Below are 19,683 nucleotides of genomic sequence, written 5' to 3'. Positions count from 1 at the left end.
CCTAGGTGAACGCCGCCTCCTCTACCTCGAGCGATCGGGGTAGATTTTTTATGGTGGTTGCATGAAGGGCTCGAGGGTATTGTGAGTCTGGTCAATCTTCCCTTTTTCTATGGCCATAGGGCGGGCGATCGCGCCTGTTTGCTCCTCCATGGCTTGGGGGGTGGGGCTTATGAACTGCAGCTTTTGGGAGAAGTTCTCTATGAAACGGGCTGGACGGTTCAGGGCATTCTGTATCCGGGGCACGATCGCCCCAGTGCCCAAATGCCCGCCTCGACATGGCCGCAGTGGTATGAGGCCGTCGTCACCGCCTTCCAAGTCTTGCGAGAGAGCTACTCAACGGTTGCGGTGGTTGGCTTTTCCACAGGAGGAACCCTAGCCCTCCATCTTGCCTATCACTATTCCGTTGATGCCCTAGTGCTCCTTGCGCCCTTTTTGCGCATCTATCGACCTTGGTTTTCCGCCGTCAGACCCGAGAGGCTGGTGCGGTCCCTTGGTCGCTGGATTCCTTGGGTACCTCGGCGGAGCCTACCGATTCGCGATCGCGCTCTGCGCCAAGCAGCGGAAGAAGCCTGTTTTTTTAAGAGTTTCAATTTACAGGCAGTAGGCAGTGCCCTCGACCTCATTGCCCAAGTGGAGCAGGAGCTGCCCATGATCACAACACCGACACTGATTCTCCAAAGTCGCGCCGACACCATCGTGGACCCCCAAGGGGCACAGAGGATCTATGAAGACTTAGGCAGTCCCAACAAGGAATTGCATTGGCTCAAGGATTCGGATCATTTGCTCCCCCTGGATGTGGAGCGAGAGCAGGTATTCGCCAAGGTGGTCGCCTTTTTGGGAAGATAGTTGCAGTTGGTTACTGGCCCTGCCATGGAAACATTGGATCTACGGGGAACACCCTGTCCTTTGAACTTTGTGCGCACGAAACTGCGCCTGCAACAGTTGCCCCCCCAGCAGCCCCTTGAGGTGTGGTTGGATGCGGGCGAACCCATTGAGCAGGTGCCCGATAGTTTGCGGATGGCGGGCTATGAGGTTCTCAGAATTGAGCCACGGCAGGACTATTTTGCCCTTCAGGTGCAGCGTCCCGCATGAGTGAGCTGGTGGGCTTGGTGCGAGCTGTCCAGGCCAATTACTATCGTGTCCGCCTACGGGAACCCACCAATGGGGTTGAGGAACTCCTCTGCGTGCGCCGTGCTCGCCTCAAGAAGATGGGGCAACAGATCTGCGTGGGAGATTGGGTGGTGGTGAGCCATCCCGATTGGCCAGGACAACGGGGGGCGATCGCTGAGATTTTGCCCCGCCGCAATCAATTGCCCCGCCCGGCAATTGCCAATGTAGATCAGATTTTGCTGCTTTTTGCCTTGGTCGACCCCCCTGCGGATGTCCATCAAATTACCCGCTTCCTTTTGACCGCTGAAGGGTTAAATGTTGAAATTCAGGTGGTTTTTACCAAAGCGGATTTGGTTTCTCCCCAAGCGCAACAGCAGTGGCGCGATCGCCTGCAACAATGGGGCTATCGTTGCCATGTCCTCAGCCTTACCCAAGGAACAGCTTGGCAGGCTCTGCGTCCCCATCTGGCCAATCAAATCACGGTCGTCTGTGGCCCCTCGGGGGTGGGCAAAAGTAGCTTGATCCGCCATCTTACACCTCGGGAGGATATTCGCGTCAGCGTGGTCTCCGATCACTGGCATCGAGGACGGCACACTACACGCCATGTGGAACTCTTTCCCCTACCGGCGGGGGGCTGGATTGCCGATACACCGGGCTTTAACCAACCGGAATTGCCCCCAGATCCGCAGCAATTGGCGGCGGCTTTTCCGGAGATTCGCCAACGGCTAAGCAAGAATCAGTGCCTCTTTGATAACTGTCGCCACGATCAGGAACCGGGCTGCTGTGTCCGTGGCAACTGGGAGCGCTACCCCCTCTACATTGCGTATTTACACCAGCTAGAAACAATCGCTAGTTCAGAGCCATCCTTGGGGAAGGTGCCCCCAGTGAAGGCCAAGAGTGACCGCCAAGGTCAGCAGCGCCTTGAACCCCTCTTGGATCCGAAAAAATATCGTCGGCGATCGCGACGGCAGCAACATCAGCACCTCAATCCCATGGCTGAGGAAGTCCTCGATAGCGAATGGTGATGACTATGCCCCCCGTGTTGATCTCTATCCTGTTGAGTGTCACAGGTCTTTCCCTTTTGATCTGGCTGGTTTTGCTGCTGTTTTGGGGAGAGTTTTGGCGCCCGGATCAGCGGCTACAGGGGGGAGATCTGAAGGTTTGGCCAACGGTCGTGATTGTCATTCCAGCCCGCAATGAGGCGGCGGTGATTGGCACCAGTGTGCGATCGCTCCTAGAACAGGACTACGCAGGACCCCTCCACCTGATTGTGGTGGACGATCAAAGTGACGATGGCACAGGAGACATCGCTCGCCAAACGGCTCTTGATCTCGGTCAGGGCGATCGCCTGACAATTATCGAGGGCACACCGCTCCCCCTCGGCTGGTCAGGTAAGCTCTGGGCACTGTCCCAAGGCATTGAAGCAGCCCGTGCCTTTGATCCCGATTACTTGCTGCTGACGGATGCCGATATTGCCCACGATCGCCAAAATTTGCGCCAATTGGTTGCCCACGCCCGTCAGCAAAAATGCGCCCTGGTGTCCCTCATGGTGAAACTGCGCTGCCAAAGTCTCTGGGAAAAACTCCTAATTCCCGCCTTTGTCTTTTTCTTTGCCAAGCTCTATCCTTTCCGTTGGGTCAACGATCCGCAGCGGGCAACGGCAGCTGCCGCCGGCGGTTGTATTTTGATTGATCCCGCGGTGCTGGACAAAATTGGTGGCATTGCCTGTATTCGGGACGCCCTGATTGATGATTGTTCCTTGGCCGCCGCCGTCAAGCGAGCCGGCTACCGCATTTGGTTGGGGCTGACCCCCACCACTGTGAGCCTGCGTGCCTACAATACGCTCGGCAGTATTTGGCAGATGGTGGCTCGCACCGCCTATACGCAGTTGTCCTATTCGCCGCTTTTGCTTGTGGCAACGGTGATTGGCATGACCCTGGTGTATTTGTGGGCCCCCTTTGCCCTTGGGATCGGTCTTATGAGTCAATCACTGCCCTTAGCCGTCATGGGGGGACTCACTTGGGGGGGCATGGCGATCGCCTACGGGCCAACGGTGCGTTTCTATGGCCTTAATGGCGGTTGGGCGCTGACACTGCCCGTGATTGCCTTTCTCTATACCCTGATGACCCTGGATTCTGCCCGTCGTCACTGGCAAGGCCGGGGCGGTGCTTGGAAAGGACGGGTTTATCCGCGCAAGTCATAGATAGGGTGATAGGCCATAACAATGAGGGTGTCACTGGCGTCAAGGCCCCGAAAGTCTGTGGGACGAGGGTTGAGCAACACCTGTTGATTTTGGCGGCGAATCCCCACAAGGAGAACTGGATTGTCGGGATGGCGGTTGCTGTACTCACTCACCCAAGCACTAAGGGCAGGAAATGAGAGGCCATAAAGGGTGGCAGGATAGTACCTTGGCTCAATAAAGTAAAACTCATTGGTGTGATCGGAGTAGGTCAGGAGTTGGCGATAGACCTCGGACATTTGCCGAAAGAGGGCACTTTGGGCTAGGATGCCAGAACTGTAGTCTTGGCTGAAAATGACTTCATCGACCCCTGCTTCCTTGAGGTGGCGCCGGCGATCGCTATTCACCAATTCGGCCACCACATGAATATCCTGCTCGTGGCCAGGGGTTTTCTCCAGATGCTTCACCGCAAGGGCAATAAGAACATTTTTTTCATCGGGGGCTTCCATATCGGCATCGGCAAGCAGAATAATTGCCTTGGCCTTGGGGGCATTGAGGCGTTCGAGGGTACTGTGGTGGGTGGGATCCCCCTGCACCACAAAAACATCGGTGCGCTCTTGAAATTCGGAGTTAAGTTTAATGGGTTCCGCACACAACAGGACAATATCGCGGGGATAGTAGCGGTTGGCCTCAATGAGTTGCCGTAGCACCAGGGGAGCCTTGGTATTCCAATTGCAGATAATAATATGGTTGCTAAAGGATTTCATGGGCAGCGTTTGGGCAAGGGCTTGGGTGACAAAGTAGGAGGAAAACTTGCCAATCAGGGCACCAAAGGCAAAGGTGCCAAAGAGCAGTAGTAGCAGCTGCACGACTTGCCCCAGCAGGGTTCGCGGGCGATCGGGATACTCTCCCACCAGTGTGATGATTGCATTACTGAGGGCCTCCCAAGCTCGGCTGGGTGACTGCAATGCCTCTTCGCTCCAGACAAAAGCCACAATCAACAGCACCAGAATCGCGATCGCCCCCAGGGTAAGGAAGCGTTGAAGCCGCGCTTGCATTGGCTAGCGAGGGAAACATCACGTCTATTCTAGGATTCCCTTGGTGACTCTCTCCCTCTTGTAGAGTCTCCCAGATTCCAGTATCCTGACTGCTATACAGCCCTTTGCAATAGGATGAAACCCCCTCAAAACCGCAAAGACTGCTTAATAATGGAATCACATCCCCTCCATAGGGCGATATGGCAGAGGAGCAATTTATTCAGCATCATGGAAACAACATCGGCAGTAAAGGAGCAGTCTCTTGAATAGGTCTGACCACCGACGATGCCGACGGAGAATGTATATCTGGGGTCGCCCCTAGAAGAATAGCTGCAATGTCTGCCGCTGCCTTAGAACTTTTATTTGTCCTGCTGCTCATCATCGCCAATGGCATTTTTGCTGGTGCTGAAATCGCAGTGGTCTCTGCGCGCAAAGTCCGCCTCGAGCAACTGGCAAAACGCGGTAAACGCAAGGCGAGGGCAGCTCTGAAACTGGCCAACTCCCCCAATGATTTTCTCTCGGTTGTACAAATTGGCATTACTCTGATTGGTATTCTCAGTGGTGCTGTGGGGGGTGCCACCCTTGCCCAGCGGTTACAGGCTACCCTGAGTCCCGTGCCATGGTTGGGTCAACACAGCCAGCCTTTGAGCATTGCCCTTGTGGTGACGGGGATTACATATCTTTCCTTGGTGATAGGTGAACTGGTGCCCAAGCGGATTGCCATGACCTATCCGGAGGCGATCGCCTGCAATATTGCCAAGCCAATGACTTGGCTGACGAAATTAGCAGCCCCGATTGTGCATTTACTCAGCATCTCCACAGATGCCATCTTGCAAGTATTGGGCATTGCCACCACTGCCGACCAAACGGTTACGGAGGATGAAATCAAGGTCCTGATTGAGCAGGGGGCCCGGGCGGGTCTCTTTGAGGTGGCAGAGCAGGATATGGTGGCGCGGATTTTTAACTTGGGCGATCGCCCGATTCAATCCATCATGACCCCCCGCACCGATATTGTTTGGCTGGATATTGAATCTTCCCTTGAAGAAATAGAGGCGGAAATCCTAGCCAGTTCCCATTCACGGTTTCCTGTTGCTGAGGAAACCATTGATCACTGCTTGGGGATTATCTCAGCCAAGGATTTTTTAGCGGCTCGCTTAACCCAGCAAACCATTGACCTGCGGCAACTGGTGCAGCCGGCGCTGTTTGTTCCCGAAGGCCTACCGGCGCTTGATGTCCTTGAACTCTTTCGCCAGTCGAGCCAACACATTGCTCTGATTACCGATGAATACGGTGGCATTGAAGGACTAGTCACCCTCAATGATCTCACGGAAGCAATTATTGGCACACTGCGCCACGATGAGGAGGAGGAACCACAAATTGTTCAGCGGGAGGATGGCTCTTTGCTGTTGGATGGTCTGCTTTCTACCTATGAACTCAAGGAATTGCTGCGGCGGGAAAGCTTGCCCCAGGAGGACACTGCCAACTACCACACCCTTGGTGGGCTCATCATTACGCTATTTGGTCGCATTCCCCAGTCGGGAGATTATATTGAAACCGACGGCTTGCGCTTTGAAGTGGTGGATATGGATGGCAACCGCGTTGATAAGGTGCTGGTCACTGAACTGGTGAGCGATGATGCCCTCGCCGATGAGAGCAACCACAAGGAGAAGGATTAACGACGGCGCAAATCGGCTACCGTGCGTTGTAGCGATCGCCAGCGTTGTTGTCGCAGTTGGTTAAGGGCCCGTTTCAGGGGGGGCAAAGGGGGGCAATCACCACCATAGCGCCAAGCCACATAGGCCTGGGTCAGGGTTGCAATGGCCCGTTGACTGACGGCATCAAGGCGGCTACAGGTTTGCAGCGATCGCGCGTATTCCCAAGGGGTTTGATTGGCGCGCTTCGGTAATCCCTGCTGGGCCAGACCATCGAGCATTTGTACATAGAGGCGGGCGATCGGGGGCAGTTTTTGCAGACGTTGACGGTATCGCCACCCCTGGAGAGCGTATCCCAAGCCCCAGACAGTGATGGCGCCCCCCAAAAGAATCAAAATCCCTTGGACAATACCCCCCAGCCCTTGGCTAAACAGATCAAAGAATTTTTGTAAAGCGGTTTCGAGGGTGGCAAAAAGGGTACCAAAGAGCCCTGTCACTGGGGTCGGCAGCCAGCCGGTGACCCACTGCCAAAACTGCTGGAGAACGCTAAAGGTCTGATCCACCTCTAGAGTAGCTGGATAGAGATCGTGCCCCGGAATCGGATCAAAGAGAAACCATCCCAAATTGGGGAAGTAGGCCTCCGTCAAGGCATAGGCATCGGTATTACGAACCACGTACAGACCCGTGAAGGGGTTAAATTCCCCTGTTCCTAACCCTGTTACCAAGCGGCTGGGAATACCAATACTGCGCAACAGCAGTGTCAACGCACTGGAAAAGTGATCGGGATAGCCCCCGCGCCACTCAAAAAGAAAGGCCTCCACCAAATCTTGATCTTTACCTAGTTCAGGAATATCAGTTCTCAGGGCATAGGATTGCTTCAGAGCCTGGGTGAGGTAAAGGGCTTGCTCGTAGGGTTCAGGAATCGAGCGATCGGCCTTTGCCAGCAGATCCTTAGCGAGGGCTTGGAGTCGCGGTTTGAGATCCGCCGGTACTGCCAAGTAGGCTTCATACCCGAGGGGAGAATGCAGTCTAGGAGCGCTGCGCAACAGGGAGCGATCGCGCACCGGCACTTGAGAAATTACGGAATAGGTCAGCCCCGCTGGCAAGGGCAGCGGCGCCCGCAGCCCACCATCGAGATCGCGGGCAATTTCACGGGTGGGAAAATAGAGTTCGCGCGGCTCATAGAGGTGGGGAATGAGGTTACTAAACTCAGAAACAATCGTGTAGGTCTGAATCACTTCCTGCGTTGGCATCTGGGAGAGTTGCTGCGGCAGCAGATAGCGAAAACTCCAAGGGGAACGCTGCAGCACTTCTGCCTCATCGTTGCGACTAATGCGCCAACCCCGCCCCGTATATTGGTCAAAGGCAAGGACTCGCCAGAAGCCGGGGGCTTGCGATCGCACTCGCATTAGTTCCTGGGGGGTCATCATGCCCCCAATGGTCTGGTCAATCTCGGCACCAAAGCCATAGTAAAAGTTCGAGTCGAAGGTTTGATGGGTCAGTTCCTCCCCCAAACCGCCACCACCACGACCACTGACGTAGCCCGGATTGATCACACGGGTTTGGTCAAACTCCCCTTGAACTTCAATTTCAGCACTGACAGGCAAGGTGCGAATCTGATAGCCAGGGAAACGCGGCAGCAGCACAAAGACCGCCATTCCCAAGCCAAGAATCAGGGCAAAGAGACCAACCCATTGCGGCCAGGGCAAGCGCAGGGAGTTTAGTGTAGTGGATAGCAAGCCCAGGCGTGAGCGGTAGTCGAGGACTAAAACCGGTAGAGCGATCGCCAGAAAGATTAAAAGAAACACGCCAAAGATCATGGTTTGACTGAGGGTGGCCGCTACACTAATCAAAATCAGGGCAATCACCATCGAGTAGCCCAAATCCTTGCGGCGAGGCAAGTCAAAACTGTGGAGCACTTGCAGTTGGATTAACAGTTCCGTCAGCAACACCCGGGAATCTTGGTTCAGTGCGGCCAGCCGCCCTAAAAACACCGCCAATGCCACCAACATACCGATGGCAATCACTAGCTTAGCGACAACATTGCTTTGCCGCCGTGCCCACCAACTCCAACCAAAACCGGCAATGGAGAGGGGAACTGCCCAAAAACTATTCGTTGTTTCTGAGGCAACATCCGTGGTCACCAGGCCAACAATGACCAGGCCCAATACCCCTAGGCGCAGCAGCAGGGAATCCTCAATATCTTTGGCCGGGGCCAGCATCGGTGAGTGGGCAAGGGGTTGCAGCCAAGACTGAAACATAAAGGCAGCAGGGAAAAACTGTGCCCTGATCCTAACAAATGTCTACTTGAGAGCGGGCAAATCAGCCCCTAGGGGCATCGCCTGCTAGCTCCAGCGTTTCCTTACCCTTAAATCACAGGGTTTGCCTATATTTTGCCCATGGGTCAAGTCAGTGCAGCAGGAACCAGACCATCCCTTGGCGACGCCTTAGCCGCCAGCGATCGCGGGAATGATGCTGACCTCGTCGCCATCCTTAAGGGGCGTTTCAATGCCATTGAGGAAGCGAATATCCTCGTTATTGACGTAGAAATTCACAAACCGCCGCAGCTGACCGTTTTCATCACAGAGGCGCCCTTTAATGCCGGGGCAGTCCTGCTCTAGCTTCTCTAGGAGTTCAGCGATCGATTGGGCTTGACACTCCACCGTTGCCTGATCGCGGGTGAGTTTTTGCAAGGGAGTCGGAATCAAAACAGTAACAGCCATAGACCTCTACAAACCATCCATAGATTTCAACAAAGTTTGGGAAAACTAACTAGACCAATACCGGTTGCCAATCCAACCGTTCAAGGGTGCGCGATCGCTCTAGGGCGCGCTCAAAGCTGGCCAACTTCGGTTCAATCGTCAAGGGTTGACCAATATCGTTTTGTACCGCCTCTTGGGTTTTCAGGCCATTGCCCGTGATATAGACAACGGTCACTTCTTCGGGGTCAATTTTGCCCGATTCCACCAACTTTTTGAGAACAGCAACTGTGGTACCACCAGCGGTTTCGGTGAAAATCCCTTCCGTCTCCGCAAGCAGCTTAATGCCTGCCACAATTTCTTCATCGGTGGCCGCAGCGATCGCCCCATTCGTTTTGCGGGCAATGTCTAGGGCATAGACACCATCGGCGGGGTTACCAATGGCAATCGATTTAGCAATGGTGTTGGGCTTCACGGGTGCCACAAAGTCCCGCCCCTCGGCATAGGCTTGGGCAATGGGGGAGCAGCCAACCGCTTGGGCACCACTACAGCGGACAGGTTTGTCAGCCACTAGACCCACTGCCACAAATTCACGGAAGCCTTTGTAAATTTTCGTGAACAGAGAGCCGGAAGCCAAGGGGGCCACAATGTGGTCAGGAAGTTGCCAGCCCAACTGTTCAATTACCTCATAACCTAGCGTCTTTGACCCTTCCGAATAGTAGGGGCGCAAATTGATATTGACAAACCCCCAGCCATGGGTATTTGCCACCTCCGAGCAGAGACGATTGACTTGATCGTAGTTGCCCTCAACCGCCATCACCGTTGGTCCATAGATGAGCGTCCCCAAGACCTTACCCGCTTCCAGATCCGCTGGAATAAACACGCAGCAGTCTAGCCCCGCATGGGCCGCGATCGCCGCCGTTGAATTCGCCAAATTGCCGGTACTGGCACAGGACACCGTCGTAAAGCCCAATTCCCGCGCCCGTGTCAACGCCACCGATACCACCCGATCCTTGAAGCTGAGGGTGGGCATATTCACCGCATCGTTTTTGATGTACAGATGCTTGAGCCCGAGCCGCCGCCCCAGCCGCTGGGCTTTGATGAGGGGAGTCATCCCTGTGCCCACATCAATGGGGTTTGCCGAGGTCACCGGCAAAAAGGGACGGTAGCGCCAAATGGACTTCGGACCCGCCTCAATGGTGCTGCGCGTTACAACTGCCGCCAAGCGTTCTAGATCGTACTTCACCTCTAGGGGGCCAAAACAGTACTCACAGACATGAATGGCTTGGGGTTCGTACTCTGCGCCACACTCTTTGCATTTGAGGTGGGTAAAACAGGCGGTTTCGGTGGTGGAGGTCAAGGTTGCGGTCATGGGTCTCAGACTGCCTCAGACAAGTTGTTGACCATCCTAGCAGGGGGCGATCACCCTGTCAAACATATCCGACTATTTTTATCGGGATTTGAATCACCAGCAAAATTCTTCCTGTTGGGGATGGGTTCCTCGTCCTCTGTTGGCACTCTCCTGAGGCTTCTTGAGACTTCAGCGAATGGGGGTATGTACTGTCACCAGCTTTGTGCCATCGGGAAATGTTGCCTCGACTTGCACCTCTGTGAGCATTTCTGGCACCCCTTCCATAACATCATCACGGGTGAGCAGCGTTGTGCCATAGTTCATCAAATCGGCAACCGTGCGCCCCTCCCGCGCTCCTTCCAAGATGGCCGCAGAAATATAGGCCACTGCTTCGGGATAATTGAGCTTGAGACCCCGGGCTTTGCGACGTTCGGCCACAAGAGCGGCCGTAAAAATCAGGAGCTTGTCTTTTTCTTGCGGGGATAGTTGCATCGTTGCTAGGGTTAAGCATTGGCTCTACCTCATATACTAGCCTGTGGCTTGGGGGCCCAGAAAATCAATGTCAAATCAATGAGCGATAAAGTCAGATTGCGACAACACTATCTTGAATGGCGGCAGCACCTGAGCGATCGCGAGTGGCAAGATCGCAGTCAGCGCATTTGTCAGCACTTGTTTGATCACCCCCAGTTTCAACAGGCAACCACGGTGTTGACCTACGTGCCCCATCGCCGAGAACCGGATTTGCGCTCCCTGTGGTTACTCCCGAAACAGTGGGGCTTACCTCGTGTGGTGGGCCAGGATTTACAGTGGCATTGTTTTGATGGCAAAGAAGACACTCTCCAGCAAGGCCGCTATGGCCTCTGGCAACCGTCCCCCGAAGCTCCTCCTATTGATCCCGCTTGTGTTGATCTGTGTTTGATTCCTGCGGTTGCCTGCGATCGCCAGGGGTATCGCCTCGGCTACGGCGCGGGTTTTTTTGATCGCCTCTTTGCCCACCCTGACTGGCAGCACGTGTGTCGCTGGGGGATTGTCTTTGAGGCAGCGCTTGTAGAAGAATTGCCCCATGATCCGTGGGATCAGCCGCTGCAAGCAATTTGCACTGAATCAGGCCTCTGGGAAATCCGCTAAAGACCCAGCTTGGCTAACACTGGCTGCGTCGAGACGATGTGCTTTCTCAAACCAAGTTCCTCCGGACTCAGGCCAAGGGCTAGACCCACTAGTTGCGGCAAGTGGAGAATCGGCAGATTGAGGCGAACCCCCACCTGCTGGGCAATCTCCGGTTGACGGGCATCGAGATTGAGGTGACACAGGGGACAGGGGGTGACAATGCAATCCGCACCCTTGGCGATCGCGCTCTGGAGTCGTTGGGCGGCCATCGCAAAACTGGCCGCCGTGGCATAGCTAGAAATTGGCCAACCACAGCACTGGGTACGTCCCTCATACTCTATGGGGGTCGCTCCTAGCGCCTCAAATACCTGCTCCATCGAGGTGGGATGGAGCGGATGATCAAAGGGGAGTCTCTCTTGGGCGCGCAGGAGGTAACAGCCATAAAAGGCAGCGCAGCGAAGTCCTGTGAGGGGACGATGGACGCGATCGCGCAACTGGTCAATGCCCACATCGCCAACAATTGCCCAGAGCAAATGCTTGACTTCTGTTGTGCCTTGGTAGGGAGCGCAGCCCTGTTGCGTCAACACTTGGTTAATTTCTGCCACGTACGCCGGGCGATCGCGCTGAAACCTTTTGAGGCGTTCATCCACATGGCCAATCACCCCCTGACAGGTGCTGCAATGGGTCAACAGGGGCAGGCCTAACTGTTCTGCAAGGGCAATGTTGCGGGCATTCACGGTATCTTCCAGCAGCCATGAATTTTCCTTAAAGGTACCTGAGCCACAACAACTGGCTTGCTTCAGTGGCACAAGCTCTATATCCAACAGGGGGGCGATCGCCCGCGTTGAGAGATCTAATTCCCGACAGGCACCTTGAGCCACACAACCGGGATAGTAGGCATAGCGTAAAGCAGGCATACCACTTGAAAAGTCTAAAATCTGCCCCTAGTCTAGCCAATCATCACATTACCTTCGTAACGTCCCGCTGCTCAGTTATAATCCTAGGATTTAGAAACAAGTGCTTAGTTTTTAGTCAAAAGTCCGTGTTGCCACCAGGCAATTTCTTGCCTTCTTTCAATCATCCATGCCATAGGAGTGCGATCTTGCGTTACTTATTCAGTTCAGAGTCCGTCACCGAAGGCCACCCCGATAAAATTTGCGACCAAATTGCCGATGCCATTCTGGATGCTTTGCTCACCCAAGACCCCCAGAGTCGCGTGGCTGCTGAGGTGGTTGTTAATACGGGTTTAGTCCTGATTACCGGGGAAATTACGACCAAGGCACAGGTCAACTACGTTAACTTAGCGCGGCAGAAAATCCATGAAATTGGCTATACCGATGCTAACAATGGCTTTGCCGCCAATAGCTGTGCCGTCATTGTTGCTCTTGATGAGCAATCCCCCGATATTGCCCGTGGTGTGGATACAGCCCAGGAAGCCCGGGAACAGCTCAGTGACGCCGAACTGGATCGCATTGGCGCCGGCGATCAGGGGATTATGTTTGGCTATGCCTGCAATGAAACCCCTGAGTATATGCCCTTGCCCATTAGCTTGGCACACCGCATGGCACGCCGCTTAGCTGCTGTCCGTAAAACGGGTCAGCTGCCCTACCTACGCCCCGATGGCAAAACCCAAGTCACGGTCATCTATGAGGATGGCAAACCAGTGGGGATTGATACAATTTTGATTTCCACCCAACACACCGCCACCATTGATGACATTAGCGAGGAAAGCGCTGTTCAAGCCAAGATTAAAGCCGATCTCTGGGAGGCAGTTGTCAAGCCAGTTTTTGCCGATTTGACCCTCCAACCCGATGGAAACACCCGCTTTTTAGTCAATCCTACGGGCAAATTTGTGATTGGCGGTCCCCAAGGGGATTCAGGACTCACGGGGCGCAAACTGGTGGTGGATACCTACGGTGGCTATGCCCGCCATGGGGGGGGTGCCTTTTCCGGTAAAGATCCGACAAAAGTGGATCGCAGTGCCGCCTATATGGCTCGTTACATTGCCAAAAACATCGTTGCCGCAGGGCTGGCGGACAAATGCGAGTTACAGATTAGCTATGCCATTGGCGTTGCTCGCCCCATGAGCCTCTTTGTGGATACCTTTGGCACGGGCAAACTCGCCCCAGAGCAATTGTTGGAGTTGATTAAAACCCACTTTGATCTTCGCCCCGCTGCTATTATTCAAACCTTTAACCTGCGCCACTTACCCCAAGATCGCGGTGGTCGCTTCTACCAAGATGTGGCAGCCTATGGTCACTTTGGGCGTCATGACCTTGACTTGCCTTGGGAAAGACTCGATAAAGTTGCCGATCTGCAAGCTGCTGCTGCTCAGTTTCTAAGTGCAGTCTAGGAAAGTATGGGGGGAGTTGTCCCCCCCTAGTTACTGGCTGACTCGTTGCAGGCAGGTTTGGGCGGTCTGGGTGAGCATCTGGCGCACTTCCGGCTTGATATTGGTCTGCACACTTTCACCAATGGCTTGAAACTCGGCTAAGGTCAGCGAGGATTGCAGTTCATTGATCACACAGGTGCAGTAGGCATTGCCGTATTGCGCCATTTGGGGCACTTGCTGTTCCAGAGCGGTTGTGCATTCACTGGTGAATCGGGAAACCACCTCTGGAGGATAGGGGGTGGCGATCGCCCCCCTACCGAGAGACACTACACTTAAAACCATCAAGGGAATGGATGATGTTTTGAGTAAAGACATTCTTTCGATCCCTCATGTATGAAAGCCTAATGCCCATTCTTTAGAGACTTCTCCAGTTTAGGCAGGTTCCAGAGAATGTGCCACTGTGGCGGATTGGTCTGCGACCAACGTTTACATTCCTATGGCCAAACGTTAAACTAAAAGATTGGATTGATTGCCCCTACTTGGTTGTTACCCATCGCTCTATGACCCTATACAATCCCTCGTTGTACGAAGAACCCATTTCCCAAAAGAACCTCACTGCTGAGGGGCGTTCTGATCGCTCAATTTTGGAATGGTTACAGCAAACCGGCCGCCTTATTCCCCGCGATGCCAATGAGGCGGACCCAATCATTGATAGCACCCTCGATGATATGGGTGAAATTGAGGAATTTGTGGGTGACTCCTTGGGCGATTACGACGAAGAAGAGGACCTAGGGCTTGAGGAGTAGGGCACAAATCCCCCTATTATCGGAGTATGTGCTAAAGCTATCCCCATGCCTTCCACCAAAACCAGGGCTGCGATTGAACCCCGTTGGCTAACGGGACGGCGGCTTTTTGGCCTTCTCGCCATTGGCCTCCTCATTGCTAGCATTGCTTACGATACAGGGGCAAACCACTGGCAACGGCCGTTGCAAACCTTAACGGTGCCTTATTTGGTGAGTTTTGCCATCGTGGCGGTTCTAGGGATGGCCGTCGTGCCCATGTTGCGGCGGTTGAAAACTGGGCAAATTATCCGCGAAGATGGCCCACAATCTCACCTGCAAAAATCGGGCACACCGACGATGGGGGGAATCTTTTTTGTGCCGCCGGGGCTGGGGCTAGCCCTCCTGTGGACAGGGTTTGCTCAGGGGAAGCTATCGCCAACGGTGGGGGCGATCGCCCTGTTGGTGCTTTGGTATGCGGCCATTGGCTGGTGGGACGACTGGCAAGTTCTGCGGCGCAAATCCAACAAAGGACTATCGGCTCGGCTGCGGCTCCTGCTGGAGGGCATTGGGGCGGCTCTTTTTTGTGCTTGGCTGGTGGGTAGTGATCCAACGGCAACGGTTGTGACGGCTCCCTGGGGATGGGTCTGGCCTTTAGGGATGGCATTTATCCCCTTAGCAATTTTTGTGCCGATGGCGGAAGGGAATGCTCTGAATCTTACCGATGGTCTCGATGGTCTGGCGACTGGGACGGCGGCGATCGCCCTCCTTGCTTTAGGGATGATTCTCAGCCCCTATCCCGACTTGCAAATTCTGGCCGTTGTTATGAGTGGTGCCTGTCTTGGCTTCCTCTGGCACAATCACCATCCGGCACGGGTGTTTATGGGGGATACCGGTTCCCTAGCCCTGGGGGCAGTCCTTGCGGGCATTGGCTTGGCCAGTCACCACCTCTGGGAACTGTTGATTGTCAGTGGTCTTTTTTTTGTGGAGTCCCTTTCAGTGATTGCCCAAGTGCTCTACTACAAGGCAACAAAAGGCCCCGACGGCGTGGGCAAGCGGCTGCTGCGCATGGCACCTCTGCACCATCACTTTGAGCTGGGGGGGTGGTCAGAACTGCGGGTGGTGAGCACCTTCTATGGGGTCGTTGCCCTCTTGGGACTGCTCTGCGGCCTCCTGCAATGGTTGGCCTAATTGGATGGGGGAAGTGCAATGAAAGCCGCAGTGCTCTACGGCAAAGAAGATGTCCGCATTGAAACCGTCCCTGATCCGACGCCGGGGCCGGGGGAAGTGGTGATTCGGGTACGGGCCGCCACCACCTGTGGCACCGACTTGAAGGTATGGCGCCGCGGGGGTCATGCCCGGATGCTGACTCCGCCGATTCTCTTTGGCCATGAAGCTGCCGGGGAAATTGTTGCCCTTGGAGCTGGTGTGACTGAATGGCGGGTGGGCGATCGCGTGGTGGCCAATAATTCTGCCCCCTGTGGTCAGTGTTTTTATTGTCAGCGGCAGGCCTTTTCCCTGTGTCCTCATCTGGAGTTTAACAATGGCACCTTTGCCGAGTATTTGAAACTTCCTGCCAGTATTGTCCGCCAAAACCTTTTGCCCATTCCAGAATGCCTCTCCTTTGCCTTGGCAGCGCTGACCGAACCCCTCGCCTGTGTTCTCCATGGTGTCGCCCGCTCTGGCTTTGACCCGGCTATGGTGGAAACGTGGCCGAGTCCACCGCAAATTGTTGTCCTTGGGGATGGCGCCATTGGTCTAATGTTTGTCGGCGTGCTGGCACAACAGGGGGCACGGGTTCTTGCCTTTGGCGGTTCCGATGGGCGGCTGGCGATCGCTACCACCTTTGGGGCAGAGCAAACCATCAATCATCACCAGTGCGGGGAAATTCCCGCCGTCGTCAAAGACTGGACGGAAGGACGGGGCGCCGACATTGTCATTGAAGCCACTGGGATTCCTGAAGTCTGGGAAACGGCGATCGCCTGTGGTCGGCCGGGCGCCACGATTAACCTCTTTGGTGGTTGTCCCCGGGAAACGGCGATCCGCGTGGATACAGAACGCCTGCACTACGAAGAACTCACCCTCAAGGGGGTCTTTCACAACACTCCCCCCTTTGTCCGTCAGGCTCTGCAATTGATTGCCAGCGGTACACTGCCCTTTGAGAAGCTCATTAGTGGCCAAGCCCCCCTAACGGAGATTGAAAGTGTTTTGCAAGCCATGAAGGCACGCCAAGTGATCAAAGTCGCCCTGCAACCCTAGCTATTGCCGCAGTAGCAAATAGTACAACTGCCCCGGCGTATTGACGAGACCGGCGCGCGCTTTGGCGACATCTCCCGTGCCCATGAAAATATCGACACGACCTGGCCCCCGAATAGCACTGCCCGTATCCTGATCCAACACAAAACGGCTAACGGGGGTTTGCCGCCATTGGCCTTGGGCCTTGAGGGGAATCTGCGTGTTGATCACCGCCAAGGCGCCCGGTGGCATTAGAGACTTATCGGTGGCGATCGAACGCTCTGGGGTCACCGGCATCGAGAGACTACCTGTGGGAGGACGCCCTTGGGTGTGTTCAAAAAAGACAAAACTGGCGTTGCGGGGCAAGTAGCGATCGAGCTCAGCAGGGTTGGCCTCAAAGTAAGCCATGAGGCGCGGGAGTGTCAGTTCCTCACGGGCAATCTTACCATCGCGAATGAGTTCTTGGCCAATACTGGTGTAGGGGTGATTCGTTTTGCCGGCATAGCCCACGGTAAAGCGGCGACCATTGGGCAGTTGCAGCTCAGCCGAGCCTTGGACGTGAACCAAAAAAGCCTCAAGGCGATCGCGCAAATAGACCAGTTCCAGACCCCGCAAAGGGCCATTGCGCCACTGCTGCCCATCCGCCCCTTCCAGTTCCAAGCGAGTGGGGTGCGGCTCTGGCCACTGCTCAAAATTAGGGGGGCGACGAAATAGAGGATAGCGGTATTCTGCTGTCGGCACTAAGCTGGCACGATAGGTCGGTGCATAATAGCCCGTGAACTCCACTCGCCCTTGGCCATCGGCGCCAATGGATTGATAAAAAACAAATTCTCGCTTGACGGCGGCTTGCAGTTCTGCCGCAGAGCGACGGGTTTGTACCAGATGGCGAAAGCGTTCGAGGGAGCGGATGACCCGCTGCTGGAGATTGGGGCCAAGGGCTGCTCCGGGTTGGCCAATAGCGGTGTAGGCGGCGTAGTCTTGGCGGGCCTTCTCAGTACGCAGGTAACGCAAACTATGATCAATGGCTTGGAGGAGTCGTGCTCGCTCACCGCGGGATTGCCAGAGGGCAGTATCTAGGGCAACGGTTGGTGGAAGTTGGCTTTGGCGCGTCAAGGGAGCAACCGTTGGTGCTGTGGCGATCGCGCCCGCTGCGAGGATGATGACCCCCTGAAGCCATCCTGTCCATAAACCCGCCATAGAGCCTAGGCAAACCGATCGACACTGGAGGCAAACACAGGTTCTACCCGAATCGCAAAGACTTTTGAGGGGCGCACCACCATGTATTCCCCTTGAATGTTTTTAATGGGAACAGAAATAAAGTCGTTGGAATCTGCTTTGGCCGCCAACTCGTTGCTGTACCACTTCTGGAAGTCTTGAATGGTGGGGAAGCGCACCTCCTCACGGTGACCGCCCTCCAGAAATAAATGAACCGCAAATTCAGAAGGGGTTCTGGGCATAGGCGCGATCGCTCATCCTTATCGTGCACATTATCCTCTATTATCGCTGTAATTGGTGGCTTCAGGTACTAGGGACCACCGGTGAGGGGACGGGGAGCGCGATCATAGTACTGGGCGGTCATGGCTGGGTTGAGAGCGCGAGCACGCTCATAGTCCCGTTGCGCCAGTTCCACATTCCCACTGTCGAAGTGGGCCATGCCCCGACTATAGTAGGCAGCAACAAATTGAGGATCCCGTGCTAGGGCAGCATCAAAGTCCGCAATTGCTGCATTGTAGTTTTGCAGGGCAAGATAGGCCATGCCGCGGTTGTAGTAGGCGGCAATAAACTGTGGATCGTTGCGCAGCGCAGTGGTAAAGTCAGCGATCGCCCGCTGCATATCCCCTTGGTCGTAATAGGCCAGGCCGCGAGCAAAGTAGTAGTCAGCACTGGGGTTGAGTCTGATCGCTTGGCTAAAGGCATCAATGGCAGCGGCCAGGTCCCCCGTACCTTGGTGCATTAATCCCACGTTGTAGTAGTCCTCGGCACTGCGGGGCATCAGGCGTTGCAGTTCCTGAAGTTCGGGGGGAGTCAAGGTGGCGATCGCCATCGGCTGTGCCACAACAGCACTGCTGAGACCAACAAAAGCAGCTAAAACCGTCAAAGTACTGAAGAGTTGTTGGCGCATCGTCGGCCTCCTTTCGGCATTGCTCAGCCTTACTTCGATCCTAAAAGAAAATGAAGCGATCGGTCAGCAAACGATAACAGTTGTAATAAATTGCTAGCTACGACCCCTTTCTGGGCGGCACACCCAGCCTTCCGCTCTGTCGCGGTTTTAAATCCTTGGAAAAAAGGCTGGGTGTTGATATTTTGAGGTTTTCCGCTCAGAAGACAGTGCTCTATCTCTGGGATAGGTGTGGTGTAGGGCACTGACGGGGAACTTTGGGTGATGTTCAAAGGGGCTTGTAATTAACAATGCGCCCAAAACTCTCCGGCTGCAAACTAGCGCCACCCACCAGCACCCCATCAATTTCTGGCTGGGCCATGATGGCATCAATGTTGTTAGCATTCACTGAGCCACCGTACTGAATGGGGACATCGGGATTGTGCAACTTACTGCGAATCAAACCAATGACACGGTTGGCTTCCGTTTCTTCACAGGTGTCACCGGTACCGATCGCCCAAATGGGTTCGTAGGCAATCACCAAATTGGTCTGATCCACATCCACCAAATCCAGCGCCAACTGCTGAAAGATGTGGTTTTCTGTTTCGCCGGCATCCCGTTGGGCTTTCGTTTCACCGACACAGAGAATCGGTGTTAGGCCGTGGCTTTGGGCAGCCCTGAGCCGTTGGTTAACCGTGGCATCCGTTTCACCAAAATACTGTCGCCGCTCACTATGGCCAATAATCACGTAGCGCACGCCCAGCTCCACCAGCATCGGTGGCGAAATTTCGCCCGTAAACGCCCCTTGATCTGCCCAGTGGACATTTTGGGCACCCAGCTTCACCCGTGTTCCGTGCAGACTCTTAGACAATACACTCAAACAGGTGTAGGGAACACATAGCACCACCTCGCGATCGCTGGGGGTGTCCACCAATTCCCCTAAAAACTCCTGTAGGAAGGCCACTGCCTCCTGTTGGGTTTTGTGCATTTTCCAGTTGCCAGCAAGAACTTTTGGGCGCACTCGTCCTGATTTTCCTCTGCGAAACTTAACCTGATCAAGCCTACCACAGGGGTTATCCCTAGTAATTATTAATAATTATTAAT

The 19,683-nt window shown here is 54.8% G+C and carries 21 protein-coding genes; 10 read left to right on the top strand and 11 right to left on the bottom strand.

Annotated features, from left to right (window positions below):
* The first annotated feature begins 81 nt into the window (after positions 1-81).
* Genes IGQ16_RS10805 through IGQ16_RS10790 form a run of 4 tightly spaced genes read left to right on the top strand, consistent with a single transcriptional unit; the run spans position 82 to position 3,313 of the window.
* Positions 82-846 carry an alpha/beta fold hydrolase gene (locus tag IGQ16_RS10805; RefSeq protein ID WP_024125907.1) on the top strand — a complete coding sequence of 255 codons (765 nt, stop codon included), beginning with the start codon at positions 82-84 and terminating at the stop codon, positions 844-846.
* 24 nt (positions 847-870) lie between these two features.
* Positions 871-1,092 (top strand): sulfurtransferase TusA family protein, encoded by a 222-nt coding sequence (locus tag IGQ16_RS10800; protein WP_041429931.1) that lies wholly within the window; start codon positions 871-873, stop codon positions 1,090-1,092.
* On the top strand, positions 1,089-2,135 hold the full coding sequence (gene rsgA / locus IGQ16_RS10795) for a small ribosomal subunit biogenesis GTPase RsgA (protein WP_297061499.1): 1,047 nt from the start codon (positions 1,089-1,091) through the stop codon (positions 2,133-2,135). The genes IGQ16_RS10800 and rsgA overlap by 4 nt, the downstream gene beginning before the upstream one ends.
* On the top strand, positions 2,129-3,313 hold the full coding sequence (locus IGQ16_RS10790) for a glycosyltransferase (RefSeq protein WP_157869737.1): 1,185 nt from the start codon (positions 2,129-2,131) through the stop codon (positions 3,311-3,313). The genes rsgA and IGQ16_RS10790 overlap by 7 nt, the downstream gene beginning before the upstream one ends.
* Here IGQ16_RS10790 and IGQ16_RS10785 read toward each other — a convergent pair.
* Positions 3,295-4,347, bottom strand: coding sequence for a TrkA family potassium uptake protein (locus IGQ16_RS10785; protein ID WP_024125903.1), 1,053 nt, complete (start codon positions 4,345-4,347; stop codon positions 3,295-3,297). The genes IGQ16_RS10790 and IGQ16_RS10785 overlap by 19 nt on opposite strands.
* Before the next feature lie 314 nt (positions 4,348-4,661).
* Here IGQ16_RS10785 and IGQ16_RS10780 point away from each other — a divergent pair, with 314 nt between their 5' ends.
* Positions 4,662-6,002: a hemolysin family protein gene (locus IGQ16_RS10780; protein ID WP_024125902.1), complete on the top strand. Its 1,341-nt coding sequence runs from the start codon at positions 4,662-4,664 to the stop codon at positions 6,000-6,002.
* Here IGQ16_RS10780 and IGQ16_RS10775 read toward each other — a convergent pair.
* The 4 genes from IGQ16_RS10775 to ureA all read right to left on the bottom strand — a co-directional run bounded on the left by IGQ16_RS10775 (position 5,999) and on the right by ureA (position 10,520).
* On the bottom strand, positions 5,999-8,239 hold the full coding sequence (locus IGQ16_RS10775) for a DUF3488 and DUF4129 domain-containing transglutaminase family protein (protein ID WP_297061498.1): 2,241 nt from the start codon (positions 8,237-8,239) through the stop codon (positions 5,999-6,001). The two genes, IGQ16_RS10780 and IGQ16_RS10775, sit on opposite strands and share 4 nt — an antisense overlap.
* Before the next feature lie 186 nt (positions 8,240-8,425).
* The gene (locus IGQ16_RS10770; protein ID WP_024125900.1) at positions 8,426-8,701 is read right to left on the bottom strand and encodes a MoaD/ThiS family protein; all 276 of its coding nucleotides are present in this window, start codon (positions 8,699-8,701) and stop codon (positions 8,426-8,428) included.
* Between the two features lie 49 nt (positions 8,702-8,750).
* Positions 8,751-10,049 (bottom strand): threonine synthase, encoded by a 1,299-nt coding sequence (thrC, locus tag IGQ16_RS10765; protein WP_297061495.1) that lies wholly within the window; start codon positions 10,047-10,049, stop codon positions 8,751-8,753.
* Between the two features lie 168 nt (positions 10,050-10,217).
* Entirely contained in the window at positions 10,218-10,520 is a 303-nt protein-coding gene (gene ureA, locus IGQ16_RS10760; RefSeq protein WP_011056825.1) for an urease subunit gamma, read from the bottom strand.
* Between the two features lie 78 nt (positions 10,521-10,598).
* Between ureA and IGQ16_RS10755 the strand changes: the two genes are divergently transcribed.
* Positions 10,599-11,156: a 5-formyltetrahydrofolate cyclo-ligase gene (locus tag IGQ16_RS10755; RefSeq protein ID WP_297040916.1), complete on the top strand. Its 558-nt coding sequence runs from the start codon at positions 10,599-10,601 to the stop codon at positions 11,154-11,156.
* Here IGQ16_RS10755 and IGQ16_RS10750 read toward each other — a convergent pair.
* Positions 11,153-12,052, bottom strand: coding sequence for a CoB--CoM heterodisulfide reductase iron-sulfur subunit B family protein (locus tag IGQ16_RS10750; protein ID WP_297061494.1), 900 nt, complete (start codon positions 12,050-12,052; stop codon positions 11,153-11,155). The two genes, IGQ16_RS10755 and IGQ16_RS10750, sit on opposite strands and share 4 nt — an antisense overlap.
* A gap of 185 nt (positions 12,053-12,237) precedes the next feature.
* Here IGQ16_RS10750 and metK point away from each other — a divergent pair, with 185 nt between their 5' ends.
* The gene (gene metK, locus IGQ16_RS10745) at positions 12,238-13,488 is read left to right on the top strand and encodes a methionine adenosyltransferase (RefSeq protein ID WP_024125896.1); all 1,251 of its coding nucleotides are present in this window, start codon (positions 12,238-12,240) and stop codon (positions 13,486-13,488) included.
* A 30-nt stretch (positions 13,489-13,518) separates the two neighbouring features.
* Here metK and IGQ16_RS10740 read toward each other — a convergent pair whose 3' ends face one another.
* On the bottom strand, positions 13,519-13,842 hold the full coding sequence (locus tag IGQ16_RS10740) for a hypothetical protein (protein ID WP_297061492.1): 324 nt from the start codon (positions 13,840-13,842) through the stop codon (positions 13,519-13,521).
* 185 nt (positions 13,843-14,027) lie between these two features.
* Here IGQ16_RS10740 and IGQ16_RS10735 point away from each other — a divergent pair, with 185 nt between their 5' ends.
* Genes IGQ16_RS10735 through IGQ16_RS10725 form a run of 3 tightly spaced genes read left to right on the top strand, consistent with a single transcriptional unit; the run spans position 14,028 to position 16,505 of the window.
* Entirely contained in the window at positions 14,028-14,273 is a 246-nt protein-coding gene (locus tag IGQ16_RS10735) for a DUF3134 domain-containing protein (protein ID WP_024125894.1), read from the top strand.
* A 45-nt stretch (positions 14,274-14,318) separates the two neighbouring features.
* Complete coding sequence (gene mraY / locus IGQ16_RS10730) at positions 14,319-15,437, top strand: phospho-N-acetylmuramoyl-pentapeptide-transferase (RefSeq protein ID WP_297039593.1); 1,119 nt, start codon at positions 14,319-14,321, stop codon at positions 15,435-15,437.
* A gap of 18 nt (positions 15,438-15,455) precedes the next feature.
* On the top strand, positions 15,456-16,505 hold the full coding sequence (locus IGQ16_RS10725) for an alcohol dehydrogenase catalytic domain-containing protein (protein WP_024125892.1): 1,050 nt from the start codon (positions 15,456-15,458) through the stop codon (positions 16,503-16,505).
* Here the strand turns inward: IGQ16_RS10725 and IGQ16_RS10720 are convergent, their stop codons facing one another.
* From IGQ16_RS10720 to tpiA, 4 genes are all read right to left on the bottom strand, one after another.
* Complete coding sequence (locus tag IGQ16_RS10720; RefSeq protein ID WP_024125891.1) at positions 16,506-17,678, bottom strand: MltA domain-containing protein; 1,173 nt, start codon at positions 17,676-17,678, stop codon at positions 16,506-16,508. It lies immediately after the preceding gene.
* 5 nt (positions 17,679-17,683) lie between these two features.
* Positions 17,684-17,938: a hypothetical protein gene (locus IGQ16_RS10715; RefSeq protein ID WP_024125890.1), complete on the bottom strand. Its 255-nt coding sequence runs from the start codon at positions 17,936-17,938 to the stop codon at positions 17,684-17,686.
* Positions 17,939-18,006: 68 nt separating this feature from the next.
* Positions 18,007-18,603: a tetratricopeptide repeat protein gene (locus tag IGQ16_RS10710; protein WP_024125889.1), complete on the bottom strand. Its 597-nt coding sequence runs from the start codon at positions 18,601-18,603 to the stop codon at positions 18,007-18,009.
* 265 nt (positions 18,604-18,868) lie between these two features.
* Entirely contained in the window at positions 18,869-19,600 is a 732-nt protein-coding gene (gene tpiA, locus IGQ16_RS10705) for a triose-phosphate isomerase (protein ID WP_024125888.1), read from the bottom strand.
* Positions 19,601-19,683: the final 83 nt, after the last annotated feature.

It is taken from the genome of Thermosynechococcus sp. M3746_W2019_013 (genome assembly GCF_015296045.1).
Classification (GTDB): domain Bacteria; phylum Cyanobacteriota; class Cyanobacteriia; order Thermosynechococcales; family Thermosynechococcaceae; genus Thermosynechococcus.
Note: the sequence above shows the minus strand (reverse complement) of the source record. Positions and strands in the feature narration are given on the sequence as shown.